This is a genomic window from Nocardia glycosmidis (genome assembly GCF_052545115.1).
Map to the genome: position 1 here is coordinate 71,011 of NZ_JBQWRH010000002.1, position 22,313 is coordinate 93,323.

Consider the following 22,313-nt stretch of genomic DNA (forward strand, 5'->3'; position numbering starts at 1 on the left):
GACAGCGAATTACGAGGCGCCACAGGTCTTTCCCGGCGTTCGATGCCCCGACCCGAACACGACGAATACGACAGCGCGATTCGTGCGCTGGCCTCCTAACAAGGCCGGCCCCAGTAGCACCAGGCGGTGGCCTGAGATAGGTACTCGACCGTCGAACGACTCCGCACGATGGAACCGAGAACCTGCACCAGCTCGCCGAAATAGAGCCGCGAAAGCTCGGTCAGACGAAACGGATCGAACACGCAACCCATATGAAAAAAACGATTTGTCGCGGACTACTTCCTCGGTTCCGGAGATGGGAACTCCTAGTCGTGGTCTCGCGACCGACCGGCCGCGAGACCACACGTTTCATCAGAATGAGCAGTCGGTGACCCTGCCCGCCCAGCCACCCTTCAAGAACTTGATGACGGCACAGAACACATCCGCCGACGAGGACCCCACCACCACAGTGGCCGGCGGTGCGGCGGCGGAGGCCGGTTGCGCCATCGCCGAACCCGTCGAAGCGACGAGCCCTGCGGTGATTGCGGCGACCACAACGAACTTCTTCATCAGGTGTCCTGTCTGTAGTTTGCGCATGACGGCCCAATTGGACCACTAATCGTTAGTGCCGACAGTAACTTTGGGTCGTTTCCAGACACCAGCACACGCTCGTCAGCGGGTGTCGGGATCGGATTCGGCGACTACGGTTCGCTCAGCAGACACGCCCAGTCAGCAACGCCGAATTGCGGGCGGTATCCAAGCCGAGCGCGACATCTACGTGTCGTCCGGGCGATGTATCGTGCAGGCCTCTCTGGGAGTCACGAAAGGACAACGATGAATGCCGACCCCCGCCCCGTGTTCGCCCGCGCCGCCGACCAGGCCGCGGCGCTGATCGCGACCGTGCTAACGGATGACCTCGACAAACCCACACCCTGCGCCGAGTTCGACGTGCGGACACTGTTGAGCCACCTCACCGGCGCCACCGTCCGGCTCGCGGTCGTCGCCGAAGGCGGCAACCCGAGCGACATCCAGCCATTTGCCGAGGATGTGCCGGACTCCGGCTGGGCGACCGCCTATGACGAGATCCGCGCGCGAGCGACCCAAGCCTGGGCTCCCGACGACCATTTGGACGCCGTAATGCTCATGCCGTTCGGCGAGATGCCCGGACGCGCCGTGGTGTCGGCCTTCGTCCTGGAGACAGTGACCCACACCTGGGATCTGGCCGAAGCCCTGGGCCGGTCCGTAGCACTGGACCCGGAGCTGGCAGAGTTCGCGCTGGCCGTCGCCCACCAGATGCTTCCCGATGCGCAGCGTGGCGGCAACAGCGCGTTCGGCCCGGCACAAGACGTGGCCGACGACGCCGGCGCCTACGAGAAGTTGGCCGCTTGGCTGGGACGGAAGCCGCGCACCCGAGCCTAGTCCTGGCTCGCAGTCACCCCCGGGAAACCCAGAACGGCGCCGCTCGCGAAGCAGCGGCGCCGTTCTCGGCGATTAAGCGACCAGATCGCGCCTATCCAGTCGGTCGCCTGCTAGTTGGAGAACCCTGGACAGCAAGGAACCCCGTCTCGGCGGGATCAGATCTGCCCGAGGTCGATCTTCACGGGGAAGGGGGCCGCTACCTCGAGGATGCCGGTGTAGATTTCGCCGGTGCGGTAGGTCATGGTCGCAGGGTCGAGAACGTAGGTATAGATCAGCGGAACCCCCGTGACAGCTTGCTCGACCCGCCAATAGAATGCGATGCCCGCCTTTGCGTACTGGTCGACCTTCACGATCCGGTCCGTCGTTTCCGATCCGGGCGAGACGACCTCCACGACCATCAGCACGTGCTCAGGACGGGTGGGCGTCACGTCGATCATGTCCGCCCTATACACCACGACGTCCGGGCGGCGATTGGTCAGCGGAACATCCTGCAGCCGGACGTCGAAGTCCGTGTCCGCGTTCCACTCCGGTCCAGCTGCCGCGTCCAGTGCGTTCGCCAGGATCCGAGCCAACCGATTATGCCGCTTGGATGCGCTCGGGCTCACAACGACCATTCCGTCCACGATCTCGATGCCTGCGCACTGCTCCTCTGACCAGGAGTTGTATTCCGCTGCCGTGATCTGCTGGTGCATCCACGCAGGGGTCACGGCTTCGACAGTCATGACACCGCTCCTCCCAGGCACTTCGAGGCGGGCAGGATCCCGCAGAGTTCAGTGTACAAAGCCGAGCCGGAGCACGGCCGGATCTGGCTTCTGGCCCATCCTGCCTCGCGGCAGAGCTGCCGGGAGCAAGCGCGCTGCGTGTGAGCCCACTGAACACATCCGCCGCATAGGGCCGCAAAAGGGTACCGGCCACACCCAGCCACCTCGTGCGTGTCGCACCACACCCTGAAAACGCGAACGGCGCCGCTCCCGAAGGTGCGGCGCCGCCCGAGCGCGATTCAGGGAATCACTTGATGATCTTCGTGACGCGACCGGCGCCGACGGTACGGCCACCCTCGCGGATCGCGAAGCGCAGACCCTCGTCCATGGCGACCGGCTGGATCAGCTTGACGGTCATCTCGGTGTTGTCACCGGGCATGACCATCTCGGTGCCCTCGGGCAGGGTCACAACGCCCGTCACGTCAGTCGTACGGAAGTAGAACTGCGGACGGTAGTTGTTGAAGAACGGGGTGTGGCGGCCGCCCTCGTCCTTCGACAGGATGTACGCCTGGCCCTCGAACTCGGTGTGCGGAGTGGTGGTGCCCGGCTTCACGACGACCTGGCCGCGCTCCACGTCCTCACGCTTCAGACCACGAACCAGCAGACCGACGTTGTCGCCCGCCTGGCCCTGGTCCAGCAGCTTGCGGAACATCTCGACACCGGTGACGGTGGTCTTGGTGGTCTTCTCGCGGATGCCGACGATCTCGACTTCCTCGTTCACGTTGATCACGCCACGCTCGACGCGACCGGTGACCACGGTGCCACGACCGGTGATGGTGAAGACGTCCTCGATCGGCATCAGGAACGGCTTGTCGGTCTCGCGAACCGGGTCCGGGATGGACTCGTCGACCGCGGCCATCAGCTCGAGCACCGACTCCGACCACTTCGGGTCACCCTCGAGCGCCTTCAGACCGGAGACCCGCACGACCGGCGCGTCCTCGTCGAACTCCTGCGAGGCCAGCAGCTCGCGGACCTCCATCTCGACGAGCTCGAGGATCTCCTCGTCGTCGACCATGTCGGCCTTGTTCAGCGCGACCAGGATGTAGGGCACGCCGACCTGACGCGCGAGCAGCACGTGCTCACGGGTCTGCGGCATCGGGCCGTCGGTGGCGGCGACCACGAGGATCGCGCCGTCCATCTGCGCCGCGCCGGTGATCATGTTCTTGATGTAGTCGGCGTGACCCGGCGCGTCGACGTGCGCGTAGTGGCGCTTCTCCGTCTGGTACTCGACGTGGGAGATGTTGATCGTGATACCACGAGCCTTCTCCTCCGGCGCCTTGTCGATCTGATCGAACGCGAAGCTCTCGTTCAGATCCGGGTACTTGTCAGCCAGCACCTTCGTGATCGCTGCGGTCAGCGTGGTCTTGCCGTGGTCGACGTGACCGATGGTGCCGATGTTGACGTGCGGCTTCGTCCGCTCGAACTTCGCCTTCGCCACTTCTTTGTCCTCCTGGACTTGTTGGTGCGTGCAATTGCAGCAGTGCGGTGGTCATCCCCGCGGACACGGGGAAAGGGTTTACAAACGCCCGGGAGCGATTACTCGCCGGTCGCCTTGGCGATGATCTCCTTCGACACGTTGGCCGGAACCTCCGCGTACGAATCGAACACCATGGAGTAGTTCGCCCGGCCCTGGGTCTTCGACCGCAGGTCACCGATGTATCCGAACATCTCCGAGAGCGGAACCAGCGCCTTGACGACACGGGCACCACTGCGTTCCTCCATGGCCTGAATCTGACCACGGCGGGAGTTCAGGTCGCCGATCACGTCGCCCATGTAGTCCTCGGGCGTGGTGACCTCGACCGCCATCAACGGCTCGAGGATCACCGGACCGGCCTTGCGGGCCGCTTCCTTCAGAGCCTGCACGCCGGCGATCTTGAACGCCATTTCCGACGAGTCCACGTCGTGGTAGGCGCCGTCCAGCAGCGTGACCTTCAGGTTGACCAGCGGGTAACCGGCGAGCACACCGTACTGCATGGCGTCCTGGGCGCCCGCGTCCACCGAAGGGATGTACTCCTTCGGCACACGACCACCGGTGACCTTGTTCTCGAACTCGTAGTGTGCGCCATCTTCGCCCACGAACGGTTCGAGCGCGATGATGACCTTCGCGAACTGACCGGAGCCACCCGTCTGCTTCTTGTGGGTGTACTCGAGCTTGTCGACCCGCTTGGTGATCGTCTCGCGGTAGGCCACCTGCGGCTTGCCGACGTTCGCCTCGACCTTGAACTCGCGCTTCATGCGGTCGACCAGGATGTCGAGGTGCAGCTCGCCCATACCGCCGATGACGGTCTGGCCGGTCTCCTGGTCGAGCTTGACCGAGAAGGTCGGGTCCTCTTCCGACAGGCGCTGGATCGCGGTGCCCAGCTTCTCCTGGTCGGACTTGGTCTTCGGCTCGATGGAGACCTCGATGACCGGGTCCGGGAAGGTCATGGACTCGAGCACGATCTGGTTCTGCGGATCGCACAGGGTGTCACCGGTGGTGGTGTCCTTGAGGCCGATGACCGCGTAGATGTGACCCGCCGAGGCGGCGCCGACCGGGTTCTCCTTGTTGGAGTGCATCTGGAACAGCTTGCCCAGACGCTCCTTCTTGCCCTTGGTCGAGTTGATGACCTGGGCGCCGGAGTCGACCTTGCCGGAGTACACCCGGACGTAGGTCAGCTTGCCGAAGAAGGGGTGCACCGCGATCTTGAACGCCAGGGCCGCGAACGGCTCGTCGGCGCTCGGCTTGCGGGTCAGCAGCTCCTCCTCCTTGCCGGGCACGTGGCCGGTGGTGGCCTCCACGTCCAGCGGCGAGGGCAGGTAGTCGATGACCGCGTCCAGCATGGGCTGCACGCCCTTGTTCTTGAACGCCGAGCCGCACAGCACCGGGTAGAGCTCGGAGGTCACCGTCAGCTTGCGGATGGCGCCCTTGATCTCGTCGATGGACAGCTCTTCGCCACCGAAGAACTTCTCCAGCAGCGCCTCGTCGGACTCGGCGACGGTCTCCAGCAGTTCCTGGCGGTACTGCTCGGCCCGCTCCTTCAGGTCCTCGGGGATCTCGACGACCTCGTACTGCTCGCCGAGCTTGGTCTCGCCCCGCCAGACCTTGGCGTTGTTCTCGACCAGGTCGACGATGCCCTCGAAGGTGTCCTCCGCGCCGATCGGCAGCTGGATGACCAGCGGCTTGGCACCGAGGCGGTCCTTGATGGTCTGCACGGTGAAGTAGAAGTCCGCACCGAGCTTGTCCATTTTGTTGACGAAGCAGATCCGCGGCACGTCGTACTTGTCGGCCTGACGCCACACCTGCTCGGACTGCGGCTCGACGCCTTCCTTGCCGTCGAACACCGCGACGGCGCCGTCGAGCACGCGCAGCGACCGCTCCACCTCCACGGTGAAGTCGACGTGCCCGGGGGTGTCGATGATGTTGATCTGGTTGTCTTTCCAGAAGCATGTGGTCGCCGCGGAGGTGATGGTGATACCACGCTCCTGCTCCTGCTCCATCCAGTCCATCGTGGCGGCGCCGTCGTGGACTTCACCGATCTTGTAGGTGATGCCGGTGTAGAAGAGGATGCGTTCAGTTGTGGTCGTCTTGCCCGCGTCGATGTGGGCCATGATGCCGATGTTTCGGACCTTGTTCAGGTCGGTGAGCACGTCCTGTGCCACGGAAATCTTCCCCGCTCGTAGCTAGTTGGGATTATCGGGGACGACCCGGTGGTCGCCTCTATATCAACGCCGGAAGCGGCCGGTCGGTGCCGCGTTCCGGCTGTGCCTCCCGACCCAGACGACGGGCCGGGCAGACGTCACCAGCGGTAGTGCGCGAAGGCCCGGTTGGACTCGGCCATCTTGTGGGTGTCCTCGCGGCGCTTGACCGATGCGCCGAGGCCATTGCTGGCGTCGAGCAATTCGTTGGCCAGACGTTCGACCATGGTCTTCTCCCGGCGCGCACGGGAGAAATTGACCAGCCAACGCAGGGCCAGGGTGTTGGCGCGGCCCGGACGGACCTCGATCGGAACCTGGTAGGTGGCACCACCGACGCGGCGGGGCTTCACCTCCAGCGACGGCTTCACGTTGTCCAGCGCGCGCTTGAGGGTGACAACCGGGTCGGTGCCGGTCTTCTCGCGCGCCTGCTCCAGCGCCCCGTAGACGATGCGCTCGGCGGTGGACTTCTTGCCGTCCAGCAGGATCTTGTTGACCAGCTGCGTAACCAGCGGCGAACCGTAGACCGGGTCGTTGATCAGCGGACGCTTGGGTGCGGGGCCCTTGCGTGGCATATCAGCTCTTCTCCTTCTTGGCGCCGTAGCGGCTGCGGGCCTGCTTGCGGTTCTTCACACCCTGGGTGTCCAGCGAGCCGCGGATGATCTTGTAGCGAACACCGGGGAGGTCCTTCACACGACCGCCACGCACGAGCACCATCGAGTGCTCCTGCAGGTTGTGACCCTCACCCGGGATGTAGGCCGTGACCTCGACCGCGCTGGTCAGGCGAACACGCGCGACCTTGCGCAGCGCGGAGTTCGGCTTCTTCGGGGTCGTGGTGTACACGCGGGTGCACACGCCACGACGCTGCGGGCTCCCCTTGAGGGCCGCGGTCTTCGTCTTGGCGACCTTGTCGCGGCGACCCTTACGGACCAGCTGGTTGATGGTTGGCATAGACCGGCTTTCCTTATTAGTTAACGCGGTGGCTGGACTTCATGTCTGTTGTCGTTCGCGGTGTTCCCAGAGCCCGAGTTTCCGCCACGGGCCCGTCGTTCACTCCGCTGTCATCGAGCTTTCACTCGCACGTCCGGCCACGTTTCTCGCGTCCCGAGGTCGGGCGTGTCGCGCGCGGCGCGGAGCCCGGATTCCGGGCACGCTGGAGTGGTCAGCCGCTTTCGCTGGCCTACGGTCACGCACGAACTTGCCCGCATGCTTCCGGGCACAGCGATCCACGATACCCGCGGCCGGGACACACGGTCAAAGTGGGTCGCGATCGCGGCGGTCTACCGGGCGAGATTCAAGGTCATCTCCATCAGTTTCTTGGCGGCCTCGCAGGGATCGGGGTGGGCCGAGCCGGACCGGTAGTTGATCCACCAGCCGATCACGCCAATGTCCGGCGCACTCGCCGCCACGCCGCAGGAGTCGGGATCGTTCGGACGCCGGATCAGCAGCGCGAGCGCGCTCTGGACGGTGGTGTTGGTCGTGACATAGCCGAGCTTGTTGTTCGTCTGCTTCTCGTTGCTCAGCGTGCCGTTCTCGTACCAGTTGAGCGTGGCCATGCCGTTGCCGCCGGGTGCACCGACCAGATCCCACATGCAGACCGCACCGAAGAACGAATCCTCGACCGAGACATTGTCGCCGATGGCCTTGCCGATCTGCTCGGTGGACAGGATCTCGCATTCCCGCAGCAACTTGTCGAGTCTGGTGTTGACCGGCTTGCTGCCACCAACCGGGAGCGCCGACCCGGAAACCGTCTGGCTACATGCGCTCACTGCCAGCGCGACAACGATGGCAGCAACGGCGGCGGCGGCACGACGGCACCGACCTCGTCTCATGTTCACGCCCGCCCCTTCACTGCAACCGCTGCAAAGTCAGCTCGGCGAGGGCGCGGCTGCGGTCGCACGGATTGCCGGAGGCCGTGGCGAAGACCCCGAAGGACGTCGACCACTCGAAGAAGTCGTCGCCGAGCTGGACCGCGAGATCACAAATCTGTCCGTTGGGGTCCAACGCGGCGAATCCTTCGCGCCCGCCCACTTCGATCGGATCGGGAGCGCGGCCGTTGACGGTGACCCACGCCCGCTCCCGCTCGATCGGGCTGCCTCGATAGGACGCGAAAGTGATACTGGCGGAACCGACTCCACCGGCCCGCCAGTTGCAGCCGACCGCGTTGCGGAAAGCGCCGCTGATCTGGCCGAGGCCACCGAGGTTGCGCACTTCGTCGTCGGTCACATGCCCACACTCCCCGACGAACGGGCCGAGCGCCACCACCTTCGGCGCCGGACGCGACGGACCGGAGTCGTCCGACTGCGCGTCCGATCCGCAGGCCGTCAGTGCGAGCACCGAGGCTGTCGCGATGACGACCGCCGACTTGATCCGCATGCCGAGAACTCTACCGAGTACGGCGCCGGGGGTCCGCCCGGCGAACCCGCCCGGCCGTCTCCGGCAACGAGTCGCCTCGGCGCCCGGGATCGTTCACAAATTCCCGCGGGCGGCCTGTTCGCGTTCGATCGCCTCGAACAGGGCTTTGAAATTGCCCTTACCGAAACCGAGGGATCCGTGGCGCTCGATGAGTTCGAAGAAGACCGTGGGCCGGTCGGTGAGGGGTCTGGTGAAGATCTGCAACAAATAGCCGTCTTCGTCCCGGTCGACGAGAATGCCACGGCGCTGCAGTTCCGCGACCGGGACGCGGACCCGACCGATGCGGGCGCGCAATTCGGGGTCCTCGTAGTAGGCAGCCGGTGTCTCCAGGAACTCGACGCCTTCGCGGCGCAGAGCGTCGACGCAGCCGAGGATGTCGCCGGTGGCGAGGGCGATGTGCTGCACGCCGGGACCGCGGTAGAACTCCAGATACTCATCGATCTGCGAACGTCTGCGCCCCACGGCGGGTTCGTTGAGCGGGAACTTCACCCGGTGATTTCCATTGGCGACGACCTTGCTCATCAGCGCCGAGTACTCGGTGGCGATGTCGTCGCCGACGAACTCGGCCATGTTCGTGAAACCCATGACCCGCCGGTAGAACTCGACCCACTCGTCCATCCGCCCGAGCTCCACGTTGCCCACGACATGGTCGATCGCCTGGAACAGCCGGGTGGGCGCGCCGTCGCGCCGCTGGTAGTGCGAGCGTCGGGGGCCATAGCCGGGGAGATAGGGGCCGTAGTAGGCGGAGCGGTCGATCAGCGTATGCCTGGTCTCGCCATAGGTCGCCAGGGCGGCCGAGCGGACCGTGCCGAATTCGTCGGTGTCGTTGTGTGGTTCGACCAAGATAGTGGCCCCCTGTGCGCGCGCCCACGCCACGCAGCGATCCACGTCAGGTACCTCGAGCGCGATGTCCACCACGCCGTCGCCGTGCCGATCGTGATGGGCGACCAGCGGGCTGTCCGGGTCCACCGCACCGGTGATCACGAAACGTGCCGCGCCGCTGCGCAAGACGAACGCCTTGTGGTCGCGGTTGCCGGTCTCGGGACCGGAGTACGCCTCCAACCGCATACCGAAGCCGGATTCCAGGAAGTGTGCGGTCTGGGTGGCGTTGCCCACCACCCAGACCAGCGCGTCCCATCCGATGACCGGGAAGTGATCGCCGCTGTCGTCGTGGTCGACCAGCCCCACGAGCGTGCGCAACTCGATGTCGCTGGGAGCGCTGGACCAGGCGTTCGGCAGGTGCTCGATGGTCATGCTTCTAGGAAATCGCCGGGTCGGCCCAGTAGGCAACAGCACGAATTCTCGATGGGCAGTGTGGCGAATTCAGCTAGGAAACCGCCCCGGATGCTGGACAATTTGAATAGCAGAAGCAGGACGGGCGGCCAGCCTGTCCCCCCACTTCTGTGGCACGTTACGCCAACCATTGATGTCGCGAGTACCTGGGTAACTCGTCGGATACGCCCAGTACTTGCCCGGCACCTGACGCAGGACCTGAACGCACTCCCCGCGTCGCCGACTTGTCCGGCCCGAAGACCCGCAGGGGCAGGGGAGCTGCTCGAAACGGAGGCGGTCATGTCGCGCATACCCGCGAAACTCGACGAACTCGATCTCGCGATCCTCAGCGCGATGCACGAGTACCAGAAGGCGGGCATCCTCGAACTGTCCCGCCGTACCAAGGTCGCCCGGGCCACCGTGCAATCCCGTATCGCGCGCATGGAGGAATCCGGCGTGATCGCCTCCTACGACCCGCAGATCGACGTCACCGCGGCGGGATTCGATGTGCAGGCATTCGTCACACTGGAGATCGCGCAAGGCGCGCTGGATGCGGTCGCCGCCGAACTCGACGCCATCCCCGGGGTGCTGGAAGCTTATGCCACTACCGGCTCGGGTGACGTGCTGTGCCGGATCGGGGCCGACTCGCACGCCGGGTTGCAGGCGGTGTTGTTGAGCATCGACCGGACTTCGTCGGTGGTGCGCTCGCACAGCGTTATCGTGCTGTCCATCGTGGTAGCGCGCCGGGCGCTGCCGCTGCTACGCACGCTGGGTCCGACGGGAACCAGCAAAGCCCCCGCCTACCGTCCGGCCCGCGAGCCATAGCCGAGCTGATCCGTGCGGTCAGCGCACCGTGACCACGACCTTGCCGGCGGCGGTGCGGTTGTCCAGCGAGGCCACCGCCTCGGCCGCTTTGTCCAGCGGGTACAGCACCGGCTGCGGCGGCGCGATTGCGCCGGACACCAGCAGCGGCTGCACCTCGGCCCACTGCTGCTGCAGATAGCCCGGATGCGACAGCAACCATTCGCCCCACGCCGCGCCGACCACCTCGACGTTCTTCAGCAGCAGCCGGTTGACCTTGACGGTCGGGATCTCACCGGCGGTGAAACCGACCACCAGCAACCGGCCCGCTGCGGCGAGCGACCGAATGCTGTCGGTGAATCGGTCGCCACCGACCGGGTCGAGCACGATGTCGACCCCGCGACCGCCGGTCAATTCCCGCACCGCGGCGAGCCAGCCGTCGGTCAGCACCACGTCGGTGGCGCCGTTCGCGCGGGCCACCTCGGCCTTCGCCGCCGTGCTCACCACGCCGATCACCCGGCCGGCGCCGAGCGCGGCGGCCATCCGCAGCGTCGAGGTGCCGATGCCACCGGCCGCGCCGTGCACCAGCACCGTCTCCCCCTCGACCAGCCTGCCTCGGGTGCGCAGGCAGAAGTGCACGGTGAGGTCGTTGAACAGGATGCCGGCACCCGCCTCCAGCGAGATGTTGTCCGGCAGCCGCACCACCATCTGGGTGGGCACGACGGCCGTTTCGGCCATGGCATTGCCGAGCACGGTCAGCGCCACTACCCGGTCGCCCGCCCGCACATGCGCGTCCTGCGGTGCTTGCCGCACGATGCCCGCGAGCTCGCCGCCGACGACGAAGGGCAGCTGCGGCTTCATCTGGTAGAGGCCGCGCGTCATCAGCACATCCGGAAAAGCGACACCCGCCGCGTGCACATCGATCACGACACCGTCCGGGTGCGGCGCAGGCTCCGGGATGTCGACGATCTCGACCGATTCCGGTCCCTCCAGCTTGCTTACCTGGGCTGCGCGCATGTGCTGACCTCTCTGTCCGCGCGGCGGCACGATCGGTGCCGCCGCCACACCGACAATAACGGGCACAGCCCGATGACGGCGGTCCGCAACGGACGCCAGTCCATACCGCCCGATTTTGTTATGCTGGCCGCGACCTATAGGTCGGGAGGGAAGGGGGATTCATGGCTGAGCAAAACCAGCCGCAATCTGCGACGACAATGCAAGTCGATCCGGCGGCGCTGCGGTCGTTCGCGCAGACTTTGCGCAATGAGGCCACGGCCGTCACCGATCTGGGCAAAGGCGAGGATTTCGCCGCCGCCGTGGGGGCGCTGCCCGGTACCGACTTCGGTCCGGCAGCCCAGCGCGCGAGCGACGCCACCCACCGTTGCCTGGAACGCATCGGCGCACGCCTGAACACGATCGCCGACAACCTGCACACCGCGGCGGGCAAGTACGAGCTGGCCGAGGCCGACTTCGCGGCGAAGCTGCGTGCCATCGGACTACAGCTGCCATGACACTCACCATTCCCGACGTAGCCGATTGGCAGCCGGAACAGCTGTCCGCGGCGGGCGCACTCGCCGGAAGAATCTCGCAAGGTCTGGACACCGCCATCGGCCGGGGCGTCGACGAAACCCGGGCGCTCGCCGATGCGAAGACGTGGTCCGGCGCTGCGGGCGACGCCGCGAACACCCGGATGCAGACCGAGAAGACCCGCACTTCCCCGGTGAGCGCCGCACTGCTGGAGCTGCAGACCGCGCTCACCACCCAGGTGCAGAACCTCGTGGACGCGAAGGCCAAGGTGCTGCGTCTGCGCGACGACGCGCTCAACCAGACGCCACCCTTCGAGGTCGCAGCCAACGGCACTGTGGCCGCCCAGCAGCGAATCGACTACCTCCGCGCGCATTCGGACAAGGCCGATGTGGCGGGTCTGGTCTTCCAGGAGGCGCTGCAGGCGGCCTCCCGGACCTGGGAGCTGACCAACGCCTTGAAAACCGCGCACGACGTGGCCGACCAGGCGCGAACACAGGTCGAGGCCGCGGCCGCCAAGCTGGAGGCCGCGTTCGCCGGACTCGGCGAACCCAGTTCGAACGTGCCCGCACCCGCCGCAACCGCCCCCGCGAGCACCTCGGGCCCGCAGATCGCCAACCCGTCTTCGAACCGGCCGAGCCAGCTGATGTCGGGGAATCAGGGCAACTCCGGATCGCCGCACGGCACGTCGTCGGGCACGCCGCAGCATTCCGGCCCCAGCCCGTCCGCACCGAGCGGTCCACTGCCGAGCGGCGATGTCGCGCGCTGGATCGCGGAGGCCAAGCAGAAGCTGATCGCGATGGGCTACGACCCCAAGGACCTCGATGAGCGGGCGATCGCGCTGATCATCCAGCACGAGTCCGCCGGTAACCCGTACGCGGAGAACCGCTGGGACAGCAACTGGGTGGCCGGGCATCCGTCCAAGGGATTGATGCAGACCATCGACAGCACGTTCGACGCGTACAAAGCGCCCGGCCACGACGATATCTGGAACCCGATCGACAACATCATCGCCGGAGTTCGGTACTCGATCGACCGCTATGGGTCGCTCGGAAATGTCCCCGGGGTAGCTGCGGTGAACTCGGGCGGCGCGTACCAAGGTTACTGATCGGCTCTCGATTCGCGCCCACGCCACCGGTACCGGCAAGCACCGCAGAAACCGGGGCGAGCGGTCCCACAGACGCATGTGCGCCGGAAGCCCCGCTTCTGGCCGGGGTACTCGTAGGTGGACTATGAAGGAGGTACAGACAGCTCGACGCGAGGGTGTGACGTGCGCCCCGTAAAGTCGTCACAACAGCACCGTATGAAGAAACGCGGCACACCGTGCAGCGCGAGGAGCACAAGTGTCACTCGATCAGCCACTCGCCCCGCTTCCCCAGGAGGGCATGGGCTTTGCGTCGGCGTGGCCCGTCCGGGCTGGCGATGTGGATCCCTACGATCGGCTGCGGTTCGACGCCATCGCCCGCTATCTGCAAGATATCGCCTGGGAAAACCTGCATAAGACGTTCTTTCATCGGACCGACCCGAATTGGATCATCCGGCGGACGGTCATCGACGTCATCCGTCCGATTCTGTGGCCGGACGAGGTGCAGTTGCTGCGGTGGTGCTCCGCGATGTCCACCCGCTGGACCAATATGCGCGTGCGGATCACCAGCGGAGACGGTGGTCTGATCGAGACCGAGGGCTTCTGGATCAATATCGGCGAGTCCACCGGCCTGCCCGCACGGATCAGCGACGACGGCCTTGCCTACCTGGCCCGCACTGCCGGCGAACAACGCCTGCGGTGGCGGCCGTACCTGACCGACGCCACGCCGCCCGAGTCGGACACCGATACGCCCTTTCCGGTGCGTGCCACCGACATCGACCAGTACAACCACGTCAACAACGCCTGTTACTGGCAGGCGGTGGAACAGTTCCTGGTCGAATATCCCAAACTGCTCGCGGGCCCGCATCGCGCGGTGATCGAGTACGTGGCGCCGGTGCTGGCCCGTCAGCATGTGACCGTGCGCAGCCGATACGAGCCCGGTGACCGGACCGGGCAACCGGTGCTGCGGCTGTGGTTCGTGGTCGGCGGGACCACCACCACCGTCGTCCGCATCATGCCGCTGCCCGGCTCCCCCGCCTCTCCGGGTCTTTAGGCCGTACCAGTCGGTTGCCGCGGGGTTTGCGTTCAGGTCCTGCGTCGGGTGCCGCTCAGTTTTTGGGCGTTCCCGGTGAGTTACCCATGTTCTCTCGAAATCTGTTGTTGCGTGGCGTGCTGTACCAGTCGAGTGGCGCAGGATTGCGGGCCCGGTGAGTTGGCCGTGTTCTCGCGAGATCAGATGGCCGGTGGGCGGGCGGATGCGGTTATTGGGGCCGGTCCGATCCTGAGTGATCGGGCCGGCCGCCGGAACGATCAGTCGCGGGTGGCTTTGAGGAGGTCCTCCCGGGTGGTGAACTTGACCCGCGGGCGGCCCGCGGTCTTGCCCGCCGCCCGCTCGGCCTGGTCGATCGCTTTCCAGCCGGCTCGGTCCACAAGGTCGGCCTGGCGCTCGGCGAGCAGGGTCTGGAGCGCGGCACGGTCGCCCGCCGGCGTACCGAGTTTGCCCGCGCTGAAATCGGCGATGAGCAGGCCCACCGTCTCTTCGGAGTCGGTCCGGTTCGAGCCGATCACGCCGCGTGGCCCGCGCTTGATCCAGCCGCTGACGTACACACCGGGCAGCGGCGTGCCGTCATCGCCGATGACTCGGCCGTTCTCGTTGGTCACGACGCCGCGCCGCTCGTCGAACGGTAGTCCCGGCACCGGCTCACCGCGGTAGCCGATCGACCGCAACACCAGTGCGGCGGCGAGGGTCTCGCCGCGTTCGGTCGGCCTGGCCAGCAGCTGGCCGTCCACATCGACCAGTTCGTTGTGGACGAACTCGACCGCCTCGACCCGCTCGCCACCGATGAGCGCGGTGGGCGAGACCAGGTAGCGGAACACGATCCGCTTGTTGCCCTCCACACGGCGACCGGACGCGTATTCCTTGGCGAGCGTGTACTTCAAGCCCAGCGACGGCTCGATTTCCGGGTCTGCCAGGATCGCCTGACCGGCCTCATCCAGCTCCAGGTCGGCCTCGTCCACGACCACGTCGACGCCCTTCAGATGAGCGAGGGCGAGGAACTCCGGCGAGGTGTAGGCCGCCTGCAACGGGCCCCGCCTACCGAGCACCACGACCTCGCGAATATTGCTCCGCCGCAGGGCATCCAGCGCGTAATCGGCGATATCGGTCTTGGCGAGTTCGTCGGGGTCGACGGTCAGCACGCGCGCGACATCCAGCGCGACGTTGCCGTTGCCGACGATCACGGCCCGCTCGCCGGACAGGTCGAACTCCCGGTCGGCGTAGTCGGGGTGGCCGTTGTACCAGGCGACGAACTCGGTGGCGGAGTGGCTGCCCGGCAGGTCCTCACCGGGAATGCCCATCCGGCGGTCGGTCGACGCGCCGACCGCGTAGATCACCGCGTGGTGGTGGCGCAGCAGTTCCTCGTGCGAGATGTGCGTGCCCACTTCGATATTGAGGTAGTACTGCAGCGTCTCGCGGCGGAACGCGGACTCGAACATGTTCGACACCGTCTTGGTGCCCGGATGGTCGGGGGCGACGCCCGCGCGGACCAGACCCCACGGAGTCGGCAGGCGATCGAACATCTCGATTTCGATGTCGGCCCTGCGCAGCAGTTCGTCGGCCGCGTAGCAGGCCGCGGGCCCGGCGCCGACGATCGCGACGCGCAGCGTGCCCAGTTCCCTGGGCGGACGCGCGGGAGCGACGATCGGATCGAAGTTCGATTCCAGCGGATGCCGTTGGAAGTAGGCGGCATTGATATCCCGGAATCGCGCCAGCGAGGCCGTCAGGTCGTCCTCGGGGAAGATGGCCTCCACTGGGCACGCGTCGACACAGGCCCCACAGTCGATACAGGTGTCGGGGTCGATGTAGAGCATCTCGGTAGTGGCGAACTCCGGCTGGTCCGGGGTCGGGCGAATGCAGTCGACCGGGCACTCGGGAACACAGCTGGCGTCGTTGCAACAACGCTGTGTGATTACGTAGGCCATTTGTGCGGATCCTCGAAGATATACGTGGGCAAGATGTACGTGGGCTGTTCCCACCTGGGGGTGATGTGCTGCCGCTTCCAGTCTGCCTCGAGTGTGATCGAGACCTCTCGCCTGGAGGGCTTACCGTATCCCCATGATGCGGACTCTGATCCTCATGCGGCATGGTAAATCGGCCTATCCGGATGACGTGGGCGATCACGAGCGCCCGCTCGCGCCGCGGGGCCGGCGCGAGGCCGGTCTGGCAGGTCAGTGGCTACGCGAGACGCAGCCGCCGATCGATGCCGTGCGCTGCTCCACCGCCACCCGAACCAGGCAGACGCTCACCGCCACCGGGGTCAGCGCGCCGGTCGTCTTCGAATCCGCGATCTATGCGGCCGCGCCCGCGACACTGATCGAAATGATCCAGCTCAGCGCCGATGACGTGGCGACGCTGCTGGTCATCGGGCACGCACCGGGCATGCCGTGGACGGCGTGGGAGCTGGCGAGCAATCACGACTGCGTGCCCGCTGTCGAACTCAGCAGGAAGTTCCCGACCTCAGCGCTCGCGGTGCTGCGATTCGACCGCCCCTGGGCCGATGTCGACCCGGGAACCGGGGACCTGATCGACTTTCATATCCCGCGCTGACCGCACGCGAGGACGCGCGGTCAGCGCAGTAACTTACCGCCCACCACAACGACCGCGCCCAGGATGACCAGCAGCACGAACGCGGCGAAACCACCGAGCAGCCACCACACCACGCCGAGCGCGAGCACGAACGGCGCGACCGCGATGGCGGTGATCACGGGGCTTTCCTTGATCGTCGCCCAGGCCGAACGAGCCCTGATGCGGTCGATGTCCTTTCCAGGCATGTTCCCCAGAGTAGGCCGGAAGCCGGGACTTTGTCGGTGGGCAATGGAATGCTCGGCGAATGGATTGGAAAATCGAGCTCGTCGCCATTCCGGTGACCGACGTCGACCGCGCCAAGGACTTCTACACCAAGATCGGATTCAACGCCGATCACGACCAACGGGTGGACGAGAAGCTGCGCTTCGTTCAGTTGACTCCGCCGGGTTCCGGTTGTTCCATCTGCCTCGGCGAGGGCATTACCGAGGCCGCGCCGGGCAGCGTCGAGGGGATGCAGATGGTGGTCGCCAGCGCCGAAGAGGCGTACCGACAGCTGGTCGCCGCCGGCGTGGACGCCACCCCGGTCCAGGACCTCGGCTGGGGTCTGTTCACCTTCTTCGCCGACCCGGATGGCAACAAGTGGGCCGTCCAGCAATTGCCCGCCTACAGCGGCTGACCAGCATTATCCGCCTCCAGCCACAAATGCGGTGATCGTGGGTGCGCCGCGTTCGGCGCGCACTGCATCGTCATCCCTGTCGGCGCACCTCACCGCGACCACGCCCGCTCCGCTTCCGGTTTTCGAGCGGAGCGAGACCGAGCATTGCCGTTGGCGGCCCGGCTCGCTTGCTTGGAGTGCACTCCAGGTGACTAGCGTCGTCGGTGTTCAACGGGAAAGGCGAGCACAGTGAGCGAGCACCAGCGAGCGAACCGTAAACACAGCGCGCCCGCGCGCGAGACGGAGCCGAACGTCGGCGAGGCGCGGGCATGACCGCATTTCACACGGGTGTGAGCGATCGGGAGCAGCCGCGGTATTCGATCGGCGAGGTGGCCGAGCGGTCCGGACTGAGCCGGGACACGTTGCGCTGGTACGAGCGGATCGGGCTGATGGATTACATCGGCCGCGACCACACCGGCAAGCGCCGGTTCAGTGATCGCGATCTGGCCTGGCTGACGCTGATCGCCCGGCTGCGCACCACGGGCATGTCGGTGGCGGACATGGTCCGCTATGCCGAGCTGGTACGCGCGGGGGAATCCACGTTCCCGCAGCGGCTGGAGATGTTCCGGAACACACGCGCCGATGCGCTCGCCAAGATCGATGAACTTCGTCAGACCGTGGCCGTGCTGGACGACAAGATCGCCCTCTACGAGGGCCGAGCCGACGAAGTCCAACCGGCCGCGGTTACCGCGCACGACAGCGAAGGGATGATCCTATGAACAGCGATTCGACAGTAGGTGGCGGCCGGGCGACGGCTGAGCCCAGCACCGGCGCGCTTCCCACCACCACGCTCGGCACCGCCGGCATCCGGGTGGGAACACAGGGTCTGGGCTGCATGGGAATGAGCGAGTTCTACGGGCCCAGCGATCTCACCGAATCACGGGCGACGCTGGACCGGGCGCTGGAACTGGGGGTCACGCTCTTCGACACCGCCGATATCTACGGCTCGGGTCACAACGAGGAATTCCTCAGCGATTTCGTCAACGCCGAACGCGACCGGGTGGTGCTCGCGACGAAATTCGGCATCGTCCGCAAGGCGGACGACCCGGCCTACCGCGGCTTCGACAACTCCCCCGCCTACGTCCGCAGCGCGGTGGAGAACAGCCTGCGCAGACTGCGGATCGACGTCATCGACCTGTACTACATGCACCGCAAGGACCCCGGCGTGCCGATCGAGGACACGGTCGGCGCGATGGCGGAATTGGTGCGGGAGGGCAAGGTTCGCGCACTCGGTCTGTCCGAGGTGACCAGCGCCGAACTGCGTGCGGCGCACGCGGTGCACCCGATCGCGGCGGTGCAATCGGAATGGTCGCTGTTCTCCCGGGACGTCGAGGCGACCGTGGTGCCCGCGGCCGCGGAACTGGGAGTTACGTTCGTGCCGTACTCGCCGCTGGGGCGCGGCTTCCTCGCCGGAACGTTCACCGGCACCCCGGACGCGAAGGATTTCCGGTCCACGATGCCACGCTTCTCCGGCGAGAACGCGGTACGCAACGCGGAGCTGCTGGCACCGTTGCGGACCATCGCCGGCGCGCGCGGCATCACGCCGGCGCAGGTCGCGCTGGCGTGGGTGCATGCACAGAGCAGGCTGCGCGACCTCGCGGTGGTCCCGATTCCGGGTACCCGCAGCCGGACCCGGCTCGCCGACAACGTGGCCGCGGCGACCATTTCGCTGACCGGTGACGAGCTGGCAACCCTGGAGCCGATCGCGAGCAACGTTTCCGGAAACCGATACGCGGACATGTCCTTCACCTCGGCAGGCCGGGAATAGCCCGCTCGTCATCCGGGTGGCCACTACGATCGGCGCGCTCAACCGCGTCTCGATTCTCAGCGGCCACCCGGTACCCGCGCACGGAAGGAGAAGGCAGGCATGACCGAATCGGCTCCCGAATCCACCGTCGTCCGCAACAACGAGCGGCATCGGTACGAGGTGTTCCACGGCGGAGAGCTGGCGGGCTTCGCCGAGTACGAAGAGCGGGACGACGAGACGGTGTTCACCCACACCGAGATCGATGACGCGTTCTCCGGCAAGGGGCTCGGCTCCATCCTGGCGCAGAACGCTATCGAGGACACCATCGAGCGCGAGCGCGTGATCCGGCCCCGGTGCCCGTTCATCAAGGGATATCTGGAGAAGCATCCCCAGTACGACACGCACGTGATCGGCAAAGGCGTCATGCGGTGATCGAGCACCGGCGAGCGAACCGAAACCACGGCGCGCCACCGCGCACGACGAAGCCGAGCGCCGGCGAGGCGCAGTCGTGAGCGATCTGGATCCGCGCCCCGCGGAAACGCTGTGCGAACCGGCACCGGGGCCGGGCCCGGCCGCCGCGCTGTATCCGGCACGCGAGGTGCCGCTGGGCGGTGTCCGCGGCGTCTTCGTCGAACGCGTCCTGCCGCAACGGGATCTGCCGACGGTCGGCGCGTGGTGCTTCCTCGATCACTTCGGGTCGCCGACCGTCACCAAGACCGGTGCGCCGCCGGATATCGATCCGCACCCGCACATCGGCTTGCAGACGGTGACCTGGCCGTTCGAGGGCCGTATCCGGCACCGCGACTCGGTCGGCTCGGACGTGGAGATCGAACCGGGTCAGCTGAACCTGATGACCTCGGGCCGCGGCATCGCCCATTCCGAGTACGCCGTGCCCGGCGCGCCCGCCGGGCACGGCTTGCAGCTGTGGATCGCGCTGCCGGGCGACCGCACCCGGATCGCCCCGCACTTCGAGCAACATCGCGCGCTGCCCGTCTTGCGAGCGCCCGGCCTCGAGGCGATCGTGCTGACCGGCACACTGGCCGGAGTGACTTCCCCCGCGATCGCCTACACGCCCCTCGTCGGCGCCGATGTGCGGGTGGAGCCGGGAGCCGACGTCACGCTCCCGCTGGAAACCCGTTTCGAGCATGCGGTGCTGGTGATCGAGGGCCGAATGACGATCGCGGGCAACGAACTCGGACCTGGCCCCCTGCTCTACCTGGGCACCGATCGCGACGAGCTGCGGATCAACAGCGTGGCGGGCGCTCATTTCGCGCTGATCGGCGGCGAGCCGTTCGGCGAGGAATTGGTGATGTGGTGGAACTTCGTCGGCCGCAGCCACGAGGACATCGTCGCGGCCCGAAATGATTGGGAGAAGCACGATGTCGAGCGTTTCGCCGATATCGCGGGCCACACACCGCAACAGCGCATTCCGGCCCCGCCGCTGCCCGGTCTGCATCTGAAGCCGCGCAGACGCCGCATCGGTCCGGCCAGGGGCTGATTGCGGGAATCGGCCCCAATCGCGAAACCAACTGGGGCCGAACACGTTCCGCAATCAGTCAGCCGCGCGCCAGCAGCGCGTCCAACGCGTGGTAGCTCTGGTTGAGACCGCCCTCCATGCCGGACTGGAGCATCCCGTCCCGCTCCTGGGGCGTGTGGAACTGGCTGTCGGTGACCACCTTGGTTCGACCGTCGCCGAGGTCGATGAAACCGACCTGGTCGATCGCGACATGGGCGGGCATGCCATCCCACTCGAAGGAGTACACGATGCGCTCCTGCGCAGTGATCTCACGGAAACGGCCTTCGAAACCGTCGGTGCCCTCGGTGCCGTCTTCGGAGTGCTCGACGAAGCGCCAGTGCCCGCCCGGGCGGAACTCCCAACGCTCGATGTCGAGCTTGTGGCCGCGTCCCCACCACTGCGCGAGCAGCTCGATTCTGCTGTAGGCGTCCCACACCCGCTCGCGCGGGGCGTCGAAGACCCGCTCGATGTGGATCGCGCGGTCGGCGTCGGTCGTGACGACGGCGTCGTTCGTGGTTGTGCTCATGGTTCCCGCTCCGTTCGCTCGAGGAATTCACCAAGACGATCCAGCCGCGCTTCCACCATCCGCCGGTAGCCCTGCATCCAGGCCACTTCGCGGTCGAAGACATGCTCGCCGAGGCGGCAGTACCGCACCCGGCCGCGCTTCTCCGTGACCACCATGCCCGCCGCCTCCAGCAGTTGGATGTGCTTCTTGACGCCGGTCAGCGTCATGTCGAAGTGCTGGGCCAACTCACTGACGGTCGCGGGTCCACTACCGAGTCGCTCCAGGATCCCGCGCCTGGTGGGATCCGCGAGCGCCCCGAAGGAGGCATCCAGGAAGTCATACTGAACCATCTAGTTCAGTGTTGCGCGGACACAGGAGAACGTCAAGGGAATGTCGACCAGGCGCGCCGACACCGACCGCGGGTGCCGCGAAGAGTCGATGTCGCCCCATCGCCGAAGAAAGCCCACTGGTCAACAGCCGCAGGCCGGCATGGCAGGCTTGGGCTCGCGGCCGAGGAGGGTGGCCGCGCCGGTGGCATTTGTCGAGGATAGGCGACTCGATCGCGCACCGCGACATCCGAATTCAGCGGGGCACATCGAAGGGCATTGTGCCCGAACCTCTTCTGATGACGCCCATCGAACGGTATGTTTTCGGACGAACCGAACGCGGGGGCGGCATATGGAAAGAGCACGATGAAGATCTCGCTAGTCACCGCGACGCTGATTGCGTTGGCGGCCACCGCAATCAGCACAACTCCCGCGCACGCACAGCCACTGCCCGGCGATGTTCCGCTCGACCTCAGCGGCTCGTTCCACCAGGTCGGCTACCACGTCGCCGCGACCGAAGACCGACGCGCGGCCGTAGCCACCATCCAGGACGGGACGTTCGAGCTCACCCACGACGACCGGGTCGTCACGGTTTCCGACCGCGACGGCAAGGTCGTCGCGGCGCTGCCGATGGCACTGCGCATCGGGGAACAGCGCGTGGCGCTGCGCCCGATAGTCGAGGACGCGGGCCACCGGCTCACCCTCGCACCAACCGGCCTGACCGAAGCGCCACTGCGCGACGTCAGCGTGCAGGAGCGCTTCTACGCCCAGGCGGAGAAGGCCATGCCTGCGATCCTGACCGGCGCCGGGATCGGCGCGGCGATCGGATTCGTGCTCGGATTCCCGCTCGGGCTTTTCGTTCTCGACTTCATCACGGCGCCCGCCGCCGCGGTCGCGGGCGCCGCGATCGGCGCGATGGCCGGATTCGTCGTCAGCGGCGGACAGCCCGCCGTCGACGCGGCGCTGGAGTACGTGACCGCACCCTAGCCGA

Annotated in this window: 26 protein-coding genes; 12 read left to right on the plus strand and 14 right to left on the minus strand. The window is 66.5% G+C overall.

The genetic code is table 11. The features are described from left to right. Positions 1-351: 351 nt before the first annotated feature. On the minus strand, positions 352-549 hold the full coding sequence (locus tag ACT86A_RS02740) for a hypothetical protein (RefSeq protein ID WP_445090378.1): 198 nt from the start codon (positions 547-549) through the stop codon (positions 352-354). A gap of 264 nt (positions 550-813) precedes the next feature. Between ACT86A_RS02740 and ACT86A_RS02745 the strand changes: the two genes are divergently transcribed. Further along, complete coding sequence (locus ACT86A_RS02745) at positions 814-1,398, plus strand: TIGR03086 family metal-binding protein (protein WP_445090379.1); 585 nt, start codon at positions 814-816, stop codon at positions 1,396-1,398. Positions 1,399-1,553: 155 nt separating this feature from the next. Here ACT86A_RS02745 and ACT86A_RS02750 read toward each other — a convergent pair whose 3' ends face one another. The 8 genes from ACT86A_RS02750 to hppD all read right to left on the minus strand — a co-directional run bounded on the left by ACT86A_RS02750 (position 1,554) and on the right by hppD (position 9,500). Next, a complete protein-coding gene (locus ACT86A_RS02750) occupies positions 1,554-2,120 on the minus strand; it encodes a Uma2 family endonuclease (RefSeq protein ID WP_445090380.1) in 567 nt (188 codons plus the stop codon). A gap of 286 nt (positions 2,121-2,406) precedes the next feature. After that, positions 2,407-3,597 (minus strand): elongation factor Tu, encoded by a 1,191-nt coding sequence (gene tuf, locus ACT86A_RS02755; RefSeq protein ID WP_445090381.1) that lies wholly within the window; start codon positions 3,595-3,597, stop codon positions 2,407-2,409. Positions 3,598-3,695: 98 nt separating this feature from the next. Beyond that, positions 3,696-5,798, minus strand: a complete 2,103-nt coding sequence (gene fusA / locus ACT86A_RS02760; RefSeq protein WP_445090382.1) for an elongation factor G — start codon at positions 5,796-5,798, stop codon at positions 3,696-3,698. A gap of 137 nt (positions 5,799-5,935) precedes the next feature. After that, on the minus strand, positions 5,936-6,406 hold the full coding sequence (gene rpsG / locus ACT86A_RS02765; protein WP_445090383.1) for a 30S ribosomal protein S7: 471 nt from the start codon (positions 6,404-6,406) through the stop codon (positions 5,936-5,938). 1 nt (position 6,407) lies between these two features. Next, a complete protein-coding gene (gene rpsL, locus ACT86A_RS02770) occupies positions 6,408-6,782 on the minus strand; it encodes a 30S ribosomal protein S12 (protein WP_014353064.1) in 375 nt (124 codons plus the stop codon). Between the two features lie 329 nt (positions 6,783-7,111). Then, positions 7,112-7,663: a DUF3558 domain-containing protein gene (locus ACT86A_RS02775; protein WP_445090384.1), complete on the minus strand. Its 552-nt coding sequence runs from the start codon at positions 7,661-7,663 to the stop codon at positions 7,112-7,114. Positions 7,664-7,679: 16 nt separating this feature from the next. Then, the gene (locus ACT86A_RS02780; RefSeq protein ID WP_445090385.1) at positions 7,680-8,207 is read right to left on the minus strand and encodes a DUF3558 domain-containing protein; all 528 of its coding nucleotides are present in this window, start codon (positions 8,205-8,207) and stop codon (positions 7,680-7,682) included. Between the two features lie 93 nt (positions 8,208-8,300). Next, positions 8,301-9,500, minus strand: coding sequence for a 4-hydroxyphenylpyruvate dioxygenase (gene hppD, locus ACT86A_RS02785; RefSeq protein WP_445090386.1), 1,200 nt, complete (start codon positions 9,498-9,500; stop codon positions 8,301-8,303). A gap of 318 nt (positions 9,501-9,818) precedes the next feature. Here hppD and ACT86A_RS02790 point away from each other — a divergent pair, with 318 nt between their 5' ends. Further along, on the plus strand, positions 9,819-10,343 hold the full coding sequence (locus tag ACT86A_RS02790; RefSeq protein ID WP_445090387.1) for an Lrp/AsnC family transcriptional regulator: 525 nt from the start codon (positions 9,819-9,821) through the stop codon (positions 10,341-10,343). An 18-nt stretch (positions 10,344-10,361) separates the two neighbouring features. On the opposite strand, the gene ACT86A_RS02795 is transcribed toward ACT86A_RS02790, so the two are convergent. Beyond that, positions 10,362-11,336 (minus strand): NADPH:quinone oxidoreductase family protein, encoded by a 975-nt coding sequence (locus ACT86A_RS02795; protein ID WP_445090388.1) that lies wholly within the window; start codon positions 11,334-11,336, stop codon positions 10,362-10,364. A 161-nt stretch (positions 11,337-11,497) separates the two neighbouring features. Between ACT86A_RS02795 and ACT86A_RS02800 the strand changes: the two genes are divergently transcribed. The 3 genes from ACT86A_RS02800 (at position 11,498) to ACT86A_RS02810 (ending at position 13,981) form a co-directional block, all read left to right on the plus strand. Further along, on the plus strand, positions 11,498-11,830 hold the full coding sequence (locus ACT86A_RS02800) for a type VII secretion target (protein ID WP_445090389.1): 333 nt from the start codon (positions 11,498-11,500) through the stop codon (positions 11,828-11,830). After that, positions 11,827-12,951, plus strand: a complete 1,125-nt coding sequence (locus ACT86A_RS02805) for a transglycosylase SLT domain-containing protein (protein ID WP_445090390.1) — start codon at positions 11,827-11,829, stop codon at positions 12,949-12,951. The genes ACT86A_RS02800 and ACT86A_RS02805 overlap by 4 nt, the downstream gene beginning before the upstream one ends. Positions 12,952-13,186: 235 nt before the next feature. Continuing rightward, entirely contained in the window at positions 13,187-13,981 is a 795-nt protein-coding gene (locus ACT86A_RS02810) for an acyl-[acyl-carrier-protein] thioesterase (protein ID WP_445090391.1), read from the plus strand. 257 nt (positions 13,982-14,238) lie between these two features. On the opposite strand, the gene ACT86A_RS02815 is transcribed toward ACT86A_RS02810, so the two are convergent. Further along, complete coding sequence (locus ACT86A_RS02815; protein ID WP_445090392.1) at positions 14,239-15,909, minus strand: FAD-dependent oxidoreductase; 1,671 nt, start codon at positions 15,907-15,909, stop codon at positions 14,239-14,241. 133 nt (positions 15,910-16,042) lie between these two features. Between ACT86A_RS02815 and ACT86A_RS02820 the strand changes: the two genes are divergently transcribed. After that, entirely contained in the window at positions 16,043-16,534 is a 492-nt protein-coding gene (locus tag ACT86A_RS02820) for a SixA phosphatase family protein (RefSeq protein ID WP_445090393.1), read from the plus strand. A gap of 20 nt (positions 16,535-16,554) precedes the next feature. Here the strand turns inward: ACT86A_RS02820 and ACT86A_RS02825 are convergent, their stop codons facing one another. Continuing rightward, a complete protein-coding gene (locus ACT86A_RS02825; protein ID WP_445090394.1) occupies positions 16,555-16,758 on the minus strand; it encodes a hypothetical protein in 204 nt (67 codons plus the stop codon). 59 nt (positions 16,759-16,817) lie between these two features. On the opposite strand from ACT86A_RS02825, the gene ACT86A_RS02830 reads away from it, so the two are divergent. The 5 genes from ACT86A_RS02830 to ACT86A_RS02850 all read left to right on the plus strand — a co-directional run bounded on the left by ACT86A_RS02830 (position 16,818) and on the right by ACT86A_RS02850 (position 20,473). Beyond that, positions 16,818-17,189 (plus strand): VOC family protein, encoded by a 372-nt coding sequence (locus ACT86A_RS02830; protein ID WP_445090395.1) that lies wholly within the window; start codon positions 16,818-16,820, stop codon positions 17,187-17,189. Between the two features lie 308 nt (positions 17,190-17,497). Further along, positions 17,498-17,947, plus strand: coding sequence for a MerR family transcriptional regulator (locus ACT86A_RS02835; RefSeq protein ID WP_445090396.1), 450 nt, complete (start codon positions 17,498-17,500; stop codon positions 17,945-17,947). Further along, the gene (locus ACT86A_RS02840; protein WP_445090397.1) at positions 17,944-18,996 is read left to right on the plus strand and encodes an aldo/keto reductase; all 1,053 of its coding nucleotides are present in this window, start codon (positions 17,944-17,946) and stop codon (positions 18,994-18,996) included. Before ACT86A_RS02835 ends, ACT86A_RS02840 begins: the two co-directional genes overlap by 4 nt. 99 nt (positions 18,997-19,095) lie before the next feature. After that, a complete protein-coding gene (locus ACT86A_RS02845; RefSeq protein ID WP_445090398.1) occupies positions 19,096-19,407 on the plus strand; it encodes a GNAT family N-acetyltransferase in 312 nt (103 codons plus the stop codon). Between the two features lie 76 nt (positions 19,408-19,483). After that, positions 19,484-20,473, plus strand: coding sequence for a pirin family protein (locus ACT86A_RS02850; RefSeq protein ID WP_445090399.1), 990 nt, complete (start codon positions 19,484-19,486; stop codon positions 20,471-20,473). Positions 20,474-20,531: 58 nt separating this feature from the next. Here ACT86A_RS02850 and ACT86A_RS02855 read toward each other — a convergent pair whose 3' ends face one another. Next, positions 20,532-21,017 (minus strand): SRPBCC family protein, encoded by a 486-nt coding sequence (locus ACT86A_RS02855; RefSeq protein ID WP_445090400.1) that lies wholly within the window; start codon positions 21,015-21,017, stop codon positions 20,532-20,534. Next, positions 21,014-21,346, minus strand: a complete 333-nt coding sequence (locus ACT86A_RS02860; protein ID WP_445090401.1) for an ArsR/SmtB family transcription factor — start codon at positions 21,344-21,346, stop codon at positions 21,014-21,016. Before ACT86A_RS02860 ends, ACT86A_RS02855 begins: the two co-directional genes overlap by 4 nt. A gap of 342 nt (positions 21,347-21,688) precedes the next feature. On the opposite strand from ACT86A_RS02860, the gene ACT86A_RS02865 reads away from it, so the two are divergent. Next, positions 21,689-22,309 carry a DUF8020 domain-containing protein gene (locus tag ACT86A_RS02865; protein WP_445090402.1) on the plus strand — a complete coding sequence of 207 codons (621 nt, stop codon included), beginning with the start codon at positions 21,689-21,691 and terminating at the stop codon, positions 22,307-22,309. The last annotated feature ends 4 nt before the right edge of the window (positions 22,310-22,313 follow it).

Coding starts and splice junctions, on each gene's coding strand:
- ACT86A_RS02740 (WP_445090378.1), bottom strand. CDS start 549: ATGAAGAAGTTCGTTGTGGTCGCCGCAATCACCGCAGGGCTCGTCGCT.
- ACT86A_RS02745 (WP_445090379.1), top strand. CDS start 814: ATGAATGCCGACCCCCGCCCCGTGTTCGCCCGCGCCGCCGACCAGGCC.
- ACT86A_RS02750 (WP_445090380.1), bottom strand. CDS start 2,120: ATGACTGTCGAAGCCGTGACCCCTGCGTGGATGCACCAGCAGATCACG.
- rpsG (WP_445090383.1), bottom strand. CDS start 6,406: ATGCCACGCAAGGGCCCCGCACCCAAGCGTCCGCTGATCAACGACCCG.
- rpsL (WP_014353064.1), bottom strand. CDS start 6,782: ATGCCAACCATCAACCAGCTGGTCCGTAAGGGTCGCCGCGACAAGGTC.
- ACT86A_RS02775 (WP_445090384.1), bottom strand. CDS start 7,663: ATGAGACGAGGTCGGTGCCGTCGTGCCGCCGCCGCCGTTGCTGCCATC.
- ACT86A_RS02780 (WP_445090385.1), bottom strand. CDS start 8,207: ATGCGGATCAAGTCGGCGGTCGTCATCGCGACAGCCTCGGTGCTCGCA.
- hppD (WP_445090386.1), bottom strand. CDS start 9,500: ATGACCATCGAGCACCTGCCGAACGCCTGGTCCAGCGCTCCCAGCGAC.
- ACT86A_RS02790 (WP_445090387.1), top strand. CDS start 9,819: ATGTCGCGCATACCCGCGAAACTCGACGAACTCGATCTCGCGATCCTC.
- ACT86A_RS02795 (WP_445090388.1), bottom strand. CDS start 11,336: ATGCGCGCAGCCCAGGTAAGCAAGCTGGAGGGACCGGAATCGGTCGAG.
- ACT86A_RS02800 (WP_445090389.1), top strand. CDS start 11,498: ATGGCTGAGCAAAACCAGCCGCAATCTGCGACGACAATGCAAGTCGAT.
- ACT86A_RS02805 (WP_445090390.1), top strand. CDS start 11,827: ATGACACTCACCATTCCCGACGTAGCCGATTGGCAGCCGGAACAGCTG.
- ACT86A_RS02815 (WP_445090392.1), bottom strand. CDS start 15,909: ATGGCCTACGTAATCACACAGCGTTGTTGCAACGACGCCAGCTGTGTT.
- ACT86A_RS02820 (WP_445090393.1), top strand. CDS start 16,043: ATGATGCGGACTCTGATCCTCATGCGGCATGGTAAATCGGCCTATCCG.
- ACT86A_RS02825 (WP_445090394.1), bottom strand. CDS start 16,758: ATGCCTGGAAAGGACATCGACCGCATCAGGGCTCGTTCGGCCTGGGCG.
- ACT86A_RS02830 (WP_445090395.1), top strand. CDS start 16,818: ATGGATTGGAAAATCGAGCTCGTCGCCATTCCGGTGACCGACGTCGAC.
- ACT86A_RS02835 (WP_445090396.1), top strand. CDS start 17,498: ATGACCGCATTTCACACGGGTGTGAGCGATCGGGAGCAGCCGCGGTAT.
- ACT86A_RS02840 (WP_445090397.1), top strand. CDS start 17,944: ATGAACAGCGATTCGACAGTAGGTGGCGGCCGGGCGACGGCTGAGCCC.
- ACT86A_RS02845 (WP_445090398.1), top strand. CDS start 19,096: ATGACCGAATCGGCTCCCGAATCCACCGTCGTCCGCAACAACGAGCGG.
- ACT86A_RS02855 (WP_445090400.1), bottom strand. CDS start 21,017: ATGAGCACAACCACGAACGACGCCGTCGTCACGACCGACGCCGACCGC.
- ACT86A_RS02860 (WP_445090401.1), bottom strand. CDS start 21,346: ATGGTTCAGTATGACTTCCTGGATGCCTCCTTCGGGGCGCTCGCGGAT.
- ACT86A_RS02865 (WP_445090402.1), top strand. CDS start 21,689: ATGAAGATCTCGCTAGTCACCGCGACGCTGATTGCGTTGGCGGCCACC.